Below are 12,944 nucleotides of genomic sequence, written 5' to 3'. Positions count from 1 at the left end.
GAACGTATTCGTTGACGTCAGACGCCTGGTCGACGTCTGACGCGATTAGCGACGAAAAAAGCGCTATTCGGCCGCTTGCGCAGCGGTATCGGTCGTCGCGAGCGTCTTGCGACGCGCGCGCACGGGCTCCTCGGGCTTGAGGCGTGCGGCCCGCGCTTCGGCGATGCGGCCTTCCGCGATTGCGCAGTACTCGGCGTTGATCTCGTAGCCCGTGAACTGCCGGCCGTGACGCGCGCATGCGACCGCCGTCGTGCCGCTGCCCATGAACGGATCGAGCACCCGGCCGCCGGGGGGACAACTCGCGAGCACCATGCGCTCGACGATCTCCAGCGGCTTTTGCGTCGGATGATCCACCCGCTCGGCGTGCTGCCGATGCAGACGGGAAATGGACCAGACATCCTTCGGGTTATAGCCGAGCTCGAGCCACTTGCTGCCTTCGAAAATCTTGCGCGAGCGTGCCTTTTTCGTCTCTGCGTCGTAGGGGATGCGCACCGGATCGAGATCGAAGTAATAGTCCTTCGATACCGCAAAATAGCCGATGTTATCGTGCACTGACGTAAATTTACGCGTCGTTCCGCCCATGCTCGGCACGCGCCGGTCCCAGACGATCTCGTTGATCATCAGGAGACGGCGCTTCAGGAACACGAACAGTTCGGGCGAGTATTGCCAGGTGCAGAAGATGTAAAGCGAGCCGCTCGGCTTGAGCTTCGGGATCGCCAGACTCAGCCAGCGATAGGTCCACTCGAGAAAAGCGTCGCCCGACAGCATGTCCGAATCGTTCCCGTAGTCCTTGCCCAGACCATAGGGCGGGTCCGCGACGATCAGATCGATCGACGCATCGGGAATGTGTTCGGCATCGGTCAGGAAATCGCGATTGCGGATGTCGCTGCCGGCGCTCTGGAGGGCGCCGACGGACAACGGCTCGTCGATAACGGTGCGCATCGGTCAGGTGCTCAGAACTGGATGCCCGATCGCTCGGCGACCGTATGCATGTCCTTGTCGCCCCGGCCCGACAAATTGACGAGCAGCACCTTGTCACGCGGCAGCGTTTTCGCGAGCTTCGCGCCGTAAGCGAGCGCGTGGCTCGACTCGAGCGCCGGGATGATGCCCTCGATACGGCAGCAGTCGTGGAAGGCTTTGAGCGCTTCGTCGTCCGTGATGCCGACATACTCCGCGCGTCCAGCGTCCTTCAGCCACGCGTGCTCGGGGCCGACGCCCGGATAATCGAGACCCGCCGAGACCGAATGCGTCTCGATGATCTGGCCGTTTTCATCCTGCAGCAGATAGGTGCGGTTGCCGTGGAGCACGCCGGGACTGCCGCCCATGAGCGACGCCGCGTGGCGGCCCGTATCGATGCCATCGCCCGCCGCTTCCACGCCAATCAATTTGACGCCTTTGTCGTCGATATACGGATAAAAAATGCCCATCGCGTTCGATCCGCCCCCAACGCACGCGATGACCGCATCGGGCTGACGGCCCGTCATTTCGGGCATCTGCACGCGGCATTCGTCGCCGATCACGCGCTGGAAGTCGCGCACCATCATCGGATAAGGGTGCGGACCCGCGACAGTGCCGATGATGTAGAAGGTGTTCTCGACGTTCGTCACCCAGTCGCGCATGGCTTCGTTCAGCGCATCCTTGAGCGTCTTCGAGCCGGATTCGACAGGAACGACCGTCGCGCCGAGCAGCTTCATGCGATACACGTTCGCGGCCTGACGGCGCACGTCCTCTGCGCCCATATAGACCACGCACTCCATGCCGAAGCGCGCGGCGATGGTCGCAGTCGCCACGCCGTGCTGGCCCGCGCCAGTCTCGGCGATCACGCGCGGCTTGCCCATCTTGCGGGCGAGCAGCGCCTGGCCGATTACGTTATTCACCTTGTGCGCGCCGGTATGATTCAGATCCTCGCGCTTCAGATAGAGCTGCGCTCCGCCGAGCATGTCGCTCCAGCGCTTCGCGTGATAAATCGGCGACGGACGGCCGACGTAATGCTTGAGCTCGTACTCGTATTCGGCGAGAAACTCGGGATCTTTCTGTGCTGCTTCATACGCGACGCGCAGTTCATCTAGCGCGTGGATGAGCGTTTCGGAGACGAACACGCCTCCATATTGGCCGAAGTGGCCTCTTTCGTCTGGCAAATCGTACATTGCGTCACTCTCTCGGTTACGTGGCCGACAGCGCGGCTCACGTTCCACATCACCCGGCATCCGCTTCGCGCACTGCGCGCACGAATGCCGCCATTCGGGCGGGATCCTTCACGCCCTTGGCGCCCGGCACCTCGATGCCGCTCGAGACATCGACCGCGTACGGGCGCACACGCCGAATGGCGTCACTGACGTTTTGCGCGTTCAACCCACCACTCAAAACGGCCCGATGCCCGAGATCTGTTGGGATAAGTGACCAATCGAATACCTTTCCACCGCCGCCGAAGCCCTCGACGAGAGCGTCGAGAAGAAGGCCGCCTGCGGCTTTGAACTTGAGAGACGATTCTATCAAATGGCTTGTGGACGCATCAGGCCCAATTCGCAGTGCGCGCCAATAGGATAAACCCGCAACTGCTGCAAGTTCCTCGCACTGCTGGGGGGTTTCGTCGCCATGAAACTGCAGCAGCGAAAGCGGCACATTGGACGTGACTTCGCGAATCCATTCCGGCGTCGCATTGACGAAAAGCCCGACGGATGACACGAGCGGCGGCACGTGCCGCGCCAGCTCGACCGCCTGCGCGACGCTCACCGAGCGCGGGCTCGGCGGATAGAACACGAAGCCCACGGCGTCCGCGCCGAGTGCGATGGCGTGCTGCACGTCTTCTACGCGCGAAAGTCCGCATAGCTTGATGCGGGTGCGATGCAAATCTCGTTCGGTCATTTCGGCTCTGCCCACATGGCGCTCCAGGGCATGCTGGCGATATGCGGCGGCGGCACCGCGAAGTGTTCAGGATAGCCGACCTCGGCCAGATACAGGCCGTCCGGCATGAAGGTCGGCGCGGCGGCACGGCGGTCGCGGGCGGCGAGGACATCGGCCATCCACGAAACCGGATGACGGCCGCGTCCGATCGCGACGAGGCACCCCATCAGATTGCGCACCATGTGATGCAGGAACGCGTTGGCGCGAAAGCGAAAGTGAATGAAATCACCCTGCTCGCGCACGTCGATCTGATAGAGGTGCTTCACGGGCGTCTTCGATTGACAATCGGCCGCGCGGAACGACGAAAAATCGTGCTCGCCGATCAGGCAGGCGACCGAATCGCGCATCGCGTCGACGTCCAGCGGCGTGTGTACCCAGCCCGCGCGTTTCGCCAGCATCGGCGAGCGCACCGGATTGACATAGAGAACGTAAAAATACGTGCGCTCGAACGCGGCGAAGCGGGCGTGGAAGTCATCGGGCATCGGCTTTGCCCATTGCACGGCGACGGTATCGGGCAAAAACGCGTTCGTGCCGCGGACCCACGAGAATTCGGTGCGATCGAGTTCGGTGTCGAAATGGACGACCTGGCCGAGACCGTGCACACCCGTATCCGTGCGTCCGGCGACGACGGTAGAAAGCGGCGTCTGCGCGAATTCCGCGAGCGCGCGCTCCAGTTCGTTCTGCACCGTCTTGCCGTGCGGTTGAGACTGCCAGCCGCAAAACGCCGAGCCATCGTACTGAATGCCTAAAGCGATGCGCATCTTCAGGAATGCGGGGCGAGCGTCGAGAGGAGCGTGGCCGCCTGCTGGCGCGTCGCGGGATCGTTCGATTCGATCACTTCCTGCAACAGCGTGCGCGCGCCCGAAAGATCGCCCAACTCGATGTATTCCGCCGCCAATTCGAGCTTGTTGCGCGCGATCGTCGCGAGTTGCGCGGGCGTCAGCGCGGGCAGCGGCTCGGTGGCGCTCGACGCGCGCCCGAGATCGAAGTCCAGGCTGAGCGGCCCGAATCTCGTCGCGCCGAGGCCGGCGACCGAAGCCGCGCCAGCCGTGCCCGCTTCGATCTGCGCGGCCGCGGACTGCCGCTGCGTTTGCGTATGCCGCGCCGCGTCCGTCTGTGCTACCGGCTGCGGAACGAAGGGCACCTGCTCGATCGGCTGCGGGCCAGTCGGGGGCGGCTGCAGCGCTCCGAGGCGTGATTCGGGCGACGGCGCATCGGCGGGCAGCGACGACGTCGCCGGCTCCTGCTCCCTCGCGCCAGGCGGCTTGATCGACAGTTCCATGCGCGGCGGCAGTTCCATTTCGAGCGAGCCAAGCGCGTGAATCGCATCCTGCGGGAACTTCGGCATCGGAAAACGGTGCGCAACCGCCGGCTCTTCATCCGGCGCAATACCCGATTTTTCCGCTTCGCGCGCCGCCTGTTCCTCGATGTCGCGCTGCTCTGCGGCGCGATGCTCGGCCGCTTGCTCTTCGGCCGCACGCGCCTGCAGTTCGCGCAGTTCGGCCTCGCGCGCGATGATCTCGCGGGCCGCAGCCTCGCGCGCCTGATCTTCGCGCTCGGTGACCTGGCGCAACTCGGCCTCGCGCTGCCCGGCCTCGCGGTCGGCCAGATCGCGTGCGAGCGCTTCCCGCGCGGCGGCTTCGCGCGCGTGAATCTCACGCTCTTCGGCTTCCTGTAAGGCGGCCTGGCGCGCCGCGGCTTCGCGCTCCTCGATTTCCCATTTCTCGGCTTCACGACGCGCCGCTTCGCGCGCCGCGCTCTCACGCTCGTGCTGGGCGAGGTGTTCGGGCTGCTCTTGCGTTTCCGCTGCGCCGATCGGCGGCAAGAAATCAGGATGACGGGCCGCCGGCGCTAGCGGCGCGAACGGCTCTTCGCGTACAGGTCGGTTCGCGTGGCCGGGCGCTGCAGCGGACTCGGTGGCCGGCTTCGCCCCGGTCGCCGGCGGAGGTTGATCCTCGGAAGGGGCGGCGGGCGGCTGAGCCGCTTCGGCGTGCTCGACGCTCGTGGCGGCGGCCGCCAGTCCGGACCGGTCAGGCTCGGATGGTTTCCCCGCAGCGCTGGCAGCCGATCCTGCCGTCGATGCCTCGCGCGCTCGGCGCATCGCTTCATTGCGCGCGGCGGCGTCGGCCTGTGCTTCTTCCAGACTTGCAAACGTCCTCGGCGCGCGATCGACGTCCTCGTTACTTGCAGCGGCCTGCCGTTTCTTCCCGCGTCGCATTCTGAATAGCAGGAAAGCACCCACGGCGATCACGATGGCGACGACGAGCGGCGATAGTCCGATGGTCGCCGCGGTCGCGCCGCTGCCGGTGCGGTTGTCGCTGGCCGGCGCGGGCGCCGCCGCAGCGGGTGCGCTTGCGGGCGTGGTGCTTGCCGATGCCGGCTCGGGCGTGGTCGATTCCTGCGCCGCCGTTGCGCTCGCTTGCGGCTCGACGGCCGATGCCGGCGCCGCATCCGACGCTATCGCGCCCGCGCTCTCCGACACTGGCGCCGGGGCTTCTGCAGGCTGATTCTGCTGCGCTTCCGGCGCCGACGCGACGCTCGAAGCCACCGCACCGCTCAGATCGGCAGGCACGTTCAGTACCGCTCCGAGCTTCAGCTTGTTGATATCGTGATTTGAGAACGCGTTCGGATTGGCGTCGAACAGCGCACGCGCCGCCTTCGCGCGAACGTCACGATCCTTCGATCCGGTGAGTTGGCCAGCAACGTCGCTAAGCGATTGTCCGGGCTTGACCGCGTATGTCTGCCCCGTTGCGGCGGGAGCGGCGGCGTCGCTTGCCTGAGCGAGCGCATCGCCAGGATTCGCCCAAAACATCGCGCATACCGCGAAAGTTGCCGCGGCGCACGCCGCACGCGATGACAAAAGGAGAGACCGGCGTGGTCGTTGGATCATTGAGGCTCCGGGTACGGCAAAAATTGAAACATACGGCGCAAAACCAACGAAAAACCGGCTTTGCAATAAAAACTGCGCAAAAACAAAAAGCGCCGCGAGAACGCGACGCTTTTGGGTTTGGCACGCGCTTCCAGGCGCGTAGTTTACTTTACTTGTCGAGCAGAATGCGCAGCATGCGGCGCAGCGGTTCGGCCGCGCCCCACAACAGTTGATCGCCGACAGTAAATGCCGACAGATACTCGCCGCCCATCGCCAGCTTGCGCAGACGGCCGACGGGCACCGTCAGCGTGCCCGTGACGACCGCGGGCGACAGATCGCGAACCGATGCTTCGCGCTCGTTCGGCACCACCTTCACCCAGTCGTTCGCCGAAGCAAGGATGCCGTGCACTTCGTCCAGCGGCACGTCCTTCGTGAGCTTGATGGTGAGCGCCTGCGAGTGGCAGCGCATCGCGCCGATCCGCACACAAAGGCCATCGACTGGGATCGAGCCCGGCGTGCCCATTGCCGGCTTGCCGAGAATCTTGTTGGTTTCGGCGCCGCCCTTCCACTCTTCCTTCGACATGCCGTTGCCGAGATCCTTGTCGATCCACGGAATCAGCGAGCCCGCGAGCGGCACGCCGAAGTTGTCGACGGGCATGCGCTCGCCGTTCATCGCGGCGAGCACGCGGCGGTCGATGTCGAGAATCGCGGATGAAGGATCGGCCAGATCTTCCTTCGCGGAACCGTAGAGCACGCCCATCTGCTGGAGCAGCTCGCGCATGTTCTGCGCGCCCGCGCCCGAGGCGGCCTGGTATGTCATTGCGGTCGTCCACTCGACGAGGTTCTCGCGGAACAGGCCGCCGAGCGCCATCAGCATCAGGCTGACCGTGCAATTGCCGCCGATGAAGTCACGGCCGCGCTTCACGAGCGAATCCTTGATGACGTTCAGGTTGACCGGATCGAGGATGATGACCGCGTCGTCCTTCATGCGCAGCGCCGAGGCCGCGTCGATCCAGTAGCCTTTCCAGCCCGCCGCGCGCAGCTTCGGATACACCTCGTTGGTGTAGTCGCCGCCCTGGCACGTGATGATGGCGTCGCACTTTTTCAGATCGTCGATGCTCGTCGCGTCCTTGAGCTTCGTCTCGTTTTTGGCGAACGACGGCGCGTTGCCGCCCGCATTGCTGGTGCTGAAGAACACCGGTTCGATCAGGTCGAAATCGCCTTCCTGCTGCATGCGTTGCATCAGGACGCTGCCGACCATACCGCGCCAACCAACGAGACCTACGTTCATGACTAACCTTTGACTGTGGACGCTTCCCCGCATCTTTACCCGGCGTGGCCGCGCGGGGAAGACGCTCGGACACGAGGGACGATCAGCGAATCGTGATCGATTTGATGGAGATTTTCGTAATGCGCGTTTTAGCCGTGGCGTTGATAGCCACGATGCGCGTGCCGATGGCGAGTTCCGTCGCGACGGCAGATGAGCCGCGTCCGATGGAATCCAGAGAGAATTGAGTGTTCTTCGCCATGACCAAAGAATATACACGATAACCCGATGTTTTCGTCACGCGCTTGCGGTGCGGCTCTTAAAATCGTACGGATCGTGCTTGAACATCGGTAAAAAGAGACGATCGGCCGCTCTTTTGCCTGCAACCGCCGATCGTCTTTCCGGCGATTACAGCGCCTTCAGCACTGCATCGCCCATTTCCTTCGTGCCGACGATCCGGCCGTCCGCCGTCGCGATATCGCCGGTGCGATAGCCCTGCTCCAGCACCTTCTTCACCGCGCTTTCGATGCGGTCCGCCTGCTCGGTCTTGCCGAGCGAGTAGCGCAGCATCATCGCGGCGGACAGAATGGTCGCGAGCGGGTTGGCCACGCCCTTGCCCGCAATATCCGGCGCGGAGCCGTGCGACGGCTCGTACAGGCCCTTGTTGTCCTTGTCGAGCGACGCCGACGGCAACATGCCGATGGAACCCGTGAGCATCGCGGCTTCGTCGGACAGGATGTCGCCGAACATGTTGCCGGTCACGACGACATCGAACGCCTTCGGCGCTTTCACGAGCTGCATCGCGGCGTTGTCGACGTACATGTGCGACAGCTCGACGTCCGGATACTCCCTGGCGACGTCGATCATCGTGTCGCGCCACAATTGCGACGTTTCCAGCACGTTGGCCTTGTCGACGCTCGTCAGCTTCTTCTGGCGCTTCTGCGCCGCCTGAAACGCGACGTGCGCGATGCGGCGCACTTCGGGCTCGGAATAGCGCATCGTGTCGAAGCCTTCCTTTGCGCCGGCAAACGGGCCGTCCGGCGCTTCGCGCAAGCCGCGCGGCGCGCCGAAATAGATATCGCCATTGAGCTCGCGCACGATCAGGATGTCGAGGCCGGACACGATTTCGGCTTTGAGCGACGACGCGCCCGTCAGTTGCGCATAGCAGATCGCCGGACGGAAGTTCGCGAAGAGTTGCAGATGCTTGCGCAGGCCGAGGATCGCCTGCTCGGGACGTAGCGCGCGCTCCAGCTTGTCGTATTTCCAGTCGCCGACCGCGCCGAACAGGATCGCGTCGGCTTCCTTCGCGAGCGCCAGCGTCGAGTCGGGCAGCGGATGGCCCTTCGCCTCATAACCTGCGCCGCCGACCGGCGCTTCTTCCAGCTCGAACTTCTCGCCGAGCGCGTTCAGCACCTTGACTGCTTCGGCGGTGATTTCCGGACCGATCCCGTCGCCGGGCAATACTGCAATCTTCATCGTCTCTTCCTTCCGTGATCGTTATTCGATTTATCCGACGAGCCGGTTATTCAGCCACGGCTGCTTCGCCAGGCGTTCCGCCTCGTATTGGCGAATCTTGTCGGCATGACGCAGCGTGAGGCCGATATCGTCGAAGCCGTTCAGCAGGCAGTACTTGCGAAAGCCCGGCACGTCGAATGCGTACTCGGTGCCGTCGCCCGTGCGCACGACTTGCGCTTCGAGATCGATCGTCAACTGGAAACCGACGAACGCGTACGTTTCGTTGAACAGCTTGTCGACTTGCTGCTCCGTCAACACGACCGGCAGCAGGCCGTTCTTGAAGCAGTTGTTGTAGAAGATGTCCGCGAAGCTCGGCGCGATGATCGCGCGAAAGCCGTATTGATCCAGCGCCCACGGCGCGTGCTCACGCGAGCTCCCGCAGCCGAAGTTCTTGCGCGTGAGCAGAATCGATGCGCCCTGATAACGCGGCTGATTCAGCACGAAGTCCGGATTGAGCGGACGCTTGCTGTTGTCCTGGCCGGGCTCGCCGACATCGAGATAACGCCATTCGTCGAACGCGTTCGGGCCGAAACCGGTCCGCTTGATCGACTTCAGGAACTGCTTCGGGATGATCGCGTCCGTGTCCACGTTCTCGCGATCGAGCGGCGCAACGAGGCCGCTATGCACAATGAATTTTTCCATGATCTTTCTCTGTATCCCGTTTGATCACGCAAGCTTGCGCACGTCGACGAAGTGGCCTTCGATCGCGGCGGCGGCGGCCATCGCGGGGCTCACGAGGTGCGTGCGACCGCCCGCGCCCTGACGGCCCTCGAAGTTGCGGTTCGACGTCGATGCGCAGCGCTCGCCCGCCTCCAGCCTGTCGGCGTTCATTGCGAGACACATCGAGCAGCCCGGCTCGCGCCATTCGAAGCCGGCGTTCGTGAAAATCTTGTCGAGGCCTTCGCGCTCGGCCTGCGCCTTCACGAGACCCGAGCCCGGCACCACCATCGCGAGACGAATGTTCGACGCGACGCGCTTGCCCAGCGACTTCACGACATAAGCGGCCGCGCGCAGGTCTTCGATACGGGCGTTCGTGCACGAGCCGATGAAAATCTTGTCCGGCTTGATCGATTCGATCGGCGTGTTCGGCTGCAACGCCATATAGGTCAGCGCCCGCTCCATCGCGTCGCGCTTGACCGGGTCCTTTTCCTTCTCGGGATCGGGCACACGGCCGTCGATAGACGTGACCATTTCGGGCGACGTGCCCCACGTCACTTGCGGCACGATCTCGGCCGCGTTCAATTCGACGACGCGATCGAACTGCGCGTCCGGATCCGACTTGAACTGGCGCCAGTATTCGACCGCCTGATTCCATTCCACGCCCTGCGGCGAGTACGGACGGTCCTTCAGGTAATTGATGGTCGTATCGTCGACCGCGACCATGCCGGCGCGCGCGCCCGCTTCGATCGCCATGTTGCAGACGGTCATGCGGCCTTCCATCGACAAGGCGCGGATGGTCGAGCCGCCGAACTCGATCGCGTAACCCGTGCCGCCCGCCGTGCCGATCTTGCCGATGATCGCGAGCACGATGTCCTTCGCCGTGCAGCCGCGCGGCAACGTGCCTTCGACCTTCACGAGCATGTTCTTGCTCTTCTTCTGCAAGAGCGTTTGCGTGGCGAGCACGTGTTCCACTTCCGACGTGCCGATGCCGTGCGCGAGCGCGCCGAACGCGCCGTGCGTGGACGTGTGCGAGTCGCCGCAGACGATGGTCATGCCGGGCAGCGTCGCGCCCTGCTCCGGCCCGATGATGTGCACGATCCCCTGGCGCAGATCGTTCATCTTGAACTGCGTGATGCCGAAGCTATCGCAGTTCGCGTCGAGCGTATCGACTTGGAGCTTCGAAACGGGATCGGCGATGCCGTGCGAGCGGTCGGTGGTCGGGACGTTGTGATCGGACACTGCCAGATTCGCGCTGATTCGCCACACCGGGCGCTCGGCCAGCTTCAGGCCCTCGAAGGCCTGCGGGCTCGTCACTTCATGCAGCAGGTGACGGTCGATGTAGAGGATCGAGGTGCCGTCCTCTTCCGTGTGGATCACATGCGTGTTCCACAGTTTGTCGTAGAGAGTCTGTGCCATGGTGAGCGCTTTCGTATGTGACTGCGGGGAAAGTTTTGCTGGCGGCAGGGCCGGCAGCTTGTCCGGCGATTATGCCACTTCCTGGTACGCCGCGGGTACTACGCTACCCGGAAAAACTTATTAAAAACATAGGGTTATTGTGGTGGTACCAGTACCCGGATGGGAACTACCCGGCTACGCCGTTCGGTCGGCTGTCCAGCGCGGCATCGTGCCGTACGCACAGTATGCGCTTGGCTACGCGACGGTCTGGGTACTTGCGTCGTGGTTTCGCCTCGGAAATGCACGACCATTTGCGGACGGTCATCGTGGCGCCGATGACTTCGAAAGGCACGTCGTCTCGTCGGGAAAGAAAGCCGTCGCAGACAAGGCGCATCGAACGCGCCTCTTACATTGCGAGACTAAGATCAACCGCTCAAAAGCAGAAAGCCCCGGCAGTCACCCGCCGGGGCCTTCACATCAATCTCAAATCCGATTCGGCTTACCGCTTCGCCAACGGCTTCACTTCACGCGGCGTCTGACCGATGAACAACTGACGCGGACGGCCAATCTTCTGCTCCGGATCCGCGATCATTTCGTTCCACTGCGCGATCCAGCCGACCGTACGCGCCATCGCGAAGATGCACGTGAACATCGACGTCGGGATCCCCAGCGCGCGCTGCACGATGCCCGAGTAGAAGTCGACGTTCGGGTACAGCTTGCGCGACACGAAGTATTCATCTTCCAGTGCGATCTTTTCCAGTTCCATCGCGAGCTTGAAGAGCGGATCGTCGTGCAGGCCGAGTTCGTTCAGCACTTCGTGGCACGTTTCGCGCATCAGCTTCGCACGCGGGTCGTAGTTCTTGTACACGCGGTGACCGAAGCCCATCAGCTTCACGCCCGAATTCTTGTCCTTCACCTGCTTGATGAACTCGGGGATGTGGTCGACCGAGCCGATCTCTTCGAGCATGTTCAGTGCGGCTTCGTTCGCGCCGCCATGCGCCGGGCCCCACAGACACGCGATACCGGCCGCGATGCACGCGAACGGGTTGGCGCCCGACGAACCCGCGAGACGCACCGTCGAGGTCGACGCGTTCTGCTCGTGGTCCGCGTGCAGGATCAGGATGCGGTCGAGCGCGCGCACGAGCACGTCGTTGACCTTGTACTCTTCGCACGGGTTCGAGAACATCATGTGCATGAAGTTCGCGCTGTACGACAGTTCGTTCTTCGGATAGACAAACGGCTGGCCGATGCTGAACTTGTATGCCATCGCAACGAGCGTCGGCAGCTTCGCGATCATGCGAATGGCCGACACTTCACGGTGGCGCGGATCGTTGATGTTCAGCGAGTCGTGATAGAACGCCGAAAGCGCGCCCACCGCCGCCGTCAATACCGCCATCGGGTGCGCGTCGCGACGGAAGCCGCGGAAGAAGAAGTGCATCTGCTCGTGCACCATCGTGTGACGCGTGACCGTGTCCACGAATTCCTTGTTCTGCGCCACGTTCGGCAGTTCGCCCTTCAGCAGCAGATAGCAGGTCTCGAGAAAGTCGGCATTCACGGCCAGCTGCTCGATCGGGTAGCCGCGGTACAGCAGCTCGCCCTTGTCGCCGTCGATGTACGTGATCGCGGAATTGCACGCCGCCGTCGACATGAAGCCCGGGTCATACGTGAACTTGCCGGTCTGACCGTACAGCTTGCGGATGTCGATCACGTCCGGGCCCATCGTGCCCTTGTAGATCGGCATTTCGACGCTCGGCGAGTTGTCGCTGAACGATAGCGTGGCTTTAACATCTGACGGGGTCATAGCACATCCTCAATCGAAGTATGGATACAGGTTTTCGATAATTTGCACGACGGAAGCTGCGCGGCAAAACTGTTCGATCGGCCTGTGTGCACTGCAACAGGCCTATTTTGCAAAACTCCGCGAATTCCTGCTGAAATCACACGGTGCGCAGCATGTCCAGCAGGCGGATTACGTCCGGCGTCGCGAGGTCGCCTTCAGGCTCCGTGCGCGCCAGCAGCAAGTCCATCAGTTCGTTGTCGCTCAGCTCCAGCAGGCGGGTCAATGCGGCCACGTCGGCGTCACTGAGGTCATGCTCATATCGGCTGAAGAAGCGATCGAAGATCAGATCGTTTTCCAGCAGGCCGCGCCGTGCGCGCCAGCGAAGGCGCGCCCGGCGAAGGGGATCGGACTGATGCGAGTTGTCTTGATTGTCGACCATCACATAGCCCATCTCAGACAGCGCGGCGCACCATCAATTCCTTGATCTTGCCGATCGCCTTGGTCGGATTGAGCCCCTTGGGGCACACGTCGACGCAATTCATGATCGTATGGCA

At 63.2% G+C, this 12,944-nt stretch carries 12 protein-coding genes and 2 pseudogenes; 1 reads left to right on the top strand and 13 read right to left on the bottom strand.

The genetic code is table 11. The features are described from left to right. Positions 1-63 precede the first annotated feature (63 nt). The 10 genes from NCT32_RS14580 to leuC form a co-directional block, all read right to left on the bottom strand. The gene (locus NCT32_RS14580; RefSeq protein ID WP_061121596.1) at positions 64-942 is read right to left on the bottom strand and encodes a site-specific DNA-methyltransferase; all 879 of its coding nucleotides are present in this window, start codon (positions 940-942) and stop codon (positions 64-66) included. 11 nt (positions 943-953) lie between these two features. Beyond that, complete coding sequence (gene trpB / locus NCT32_RS14575) at positions 954-2,147, bottom strand: tryptophan synthase subunit beta (RefSeq protein ID WP_061121597.1); 1,194 nt, start codon at positions 2,145-2,147, stop codon at positions 954-956. Positions 2,148-2,196: 49 nt separating this feature from the next. Then, positions 2,197-2,865: a phosphoribosylanthranilate isomerase gene (locus NCT32_RS14570; RefSeq protein ID WP_061121608.1), complete on the bottom strand. Its 669-nt coding sequence runs from the start codon at positions 2,863-2,865 to the stop codon at positions 2,197-2,199. Further along, on the bottom strand, positions 2,862-3,665 hold the full coding sequence (gene truA / locus NCT32_RS14565; RefSeq protein WP_061121598.1) for a tRNA pseudouridine(38-40) synthase TruA: 804 nt from the start codon (positions 3,663-3,665) through the stop codon (positions 2,862-2,864). Before truA ends, NCT32_RS14570 begins: the two co-directional genes overlap by 4 nt. A gap of 2 nt (positions 3,666-3,667) precedes the next feature. Further along, the gene (locus NCT32_RS14560; RefSeq protein ID WP_250490421.1) at positions 3,668-5,716 is read right to left on the bottom strand and encodes a FimV/HubP family polar landmark protein; all 2,049 of its coding nucleotides are present in this window, start codon (positions 5,714-5,716) and stop codon (positions 3,668-3,670) included. A 226-nt stretch (positions 5,717-5,942) separates the two neighbouring features. Further along, positions 5,943-7,064 carry an aspartate-semialdehyde dehydrogenase gene (gene asd / locus NCT32_RS14555; RefSeq protein WP_061121600.1) on the bottom strand — a complete coding sequence of 374 codons (1,122 nt, stop codon included), beginning with the start codon at positions 7,062-7,064 and terminating at the stop codon, positions 5,943-5,945. Between the two features lie 82 nt (positions 7,065-7,146). Then, positions 7,147-7,341, bottom strand: coding sequence for a hypothetical protein (locus NCT32_RS14550; RefSeq protein ID WP_143756446.1), 195 nt, complete (start codon positions 7,339-7,341; stop codon positions 7,147-7,149). 107 nt (positions 7,342-7,448) lie between these two features. After that, a complete protein-coding gene (gene leuB / locus NCT32_RS14545; RefSeq protein WP_250477270.1) occupies positions 7,449-8,516 on the bottom strand; it encodes a 3-isopropylmalate dehydrogenase in 1,068 nt (355 codons plus the stop codon). A gap of 30 nt (positions 8,517-8,546) precedes the next feature. Next, on the bottom strand, positions 8,547-9,197 hold the full coding sequence (gene leuD, locus NCT32_RS14540; protein WP_061121602.1) for a 3-isopropylmalate dehydratase small subunit: 651 nt from the start codon (positions 9,195-9,197) through the stop codon (positions 8,547-8,549). Positions 9,198-9,221: 24 nt separating this feature from the next. Then, on the bottom strand, positions 9,222-10,631 hold the full coding sequence (gene leuC, locus NCT32_RS14535; RefSeq protein ID WP_061121603.1) for a 3-isopropylmalate dehydratase large subunit: 1,410 nt from the start codon (positions 10,629-10,631) through the stop codon (positions 9,222-9,224). Positions 10,632-10,886: 255 nt separating this feature from the next. Between leuC and NCT32_RS37465 the strand changes: the two are divergent. After that, positions 10,887-10,960: pseudogene (locus tag NCT32_RS37465) on the top strand (type II toxin-antitoxin system PemK/MazF family toxin); the annotation flags it as partial. Between the two features lie 149 nt (positions 10,961-11,109). Here the strand turns inward: NCT32_RS37465 and gltA are convergent. The 3 genes and pseudogenes from gltA to sdhB all read right to left on the bottom strand — a co-directional run. After that, positions 11,110-12,411 (bottom strand): citrate synthase, encoded by a 1,302-nt coding sequence (gltA, locus tag NCT32_RS14530; RefSeq protein ID WP_061121604.1) that lies wholly within the window; start codon positions 12,409-12,411, stop codon positions 11,110-11,112. A 136-nt stretch (positions 12,412-12,547) separates the two neighbouring features. Further along, the gene (locus tag NCT32_RS14525; RefSeq protein ID WP_061121605.1) at positions 12,548-12,841 is read right to left on the bottom strand and encodes a succinate dehydrogenase assembly factor 2; all 294 of its coding nucleotides are present in this window, start codon (positions 12,839-12,841) and stop codon (positions 12,548-12,550) included. A gap of 1 nt (position 12,842) precedes the next feature. Continuing rightward, positions 12,843-12,944, bottom strand: a pseudogene (gene sdhB / locus NCT32_RS14520) (succinate dehydrogenase iron-sulfur subunit); the annotation flags it as partial.

This window comes from Caballeronia sp. INML2 (assembly GCF_023631365.1).
GTDB lineage: Bacteria > Pseudomonadota > Gammaproteobacteria > Burkholderiales > Burkholderiaceae > Caballeronia > Caballeronia turbans.
This window is presented reverse-complemented; position numbering and strand designations above follow the sequence as displayed.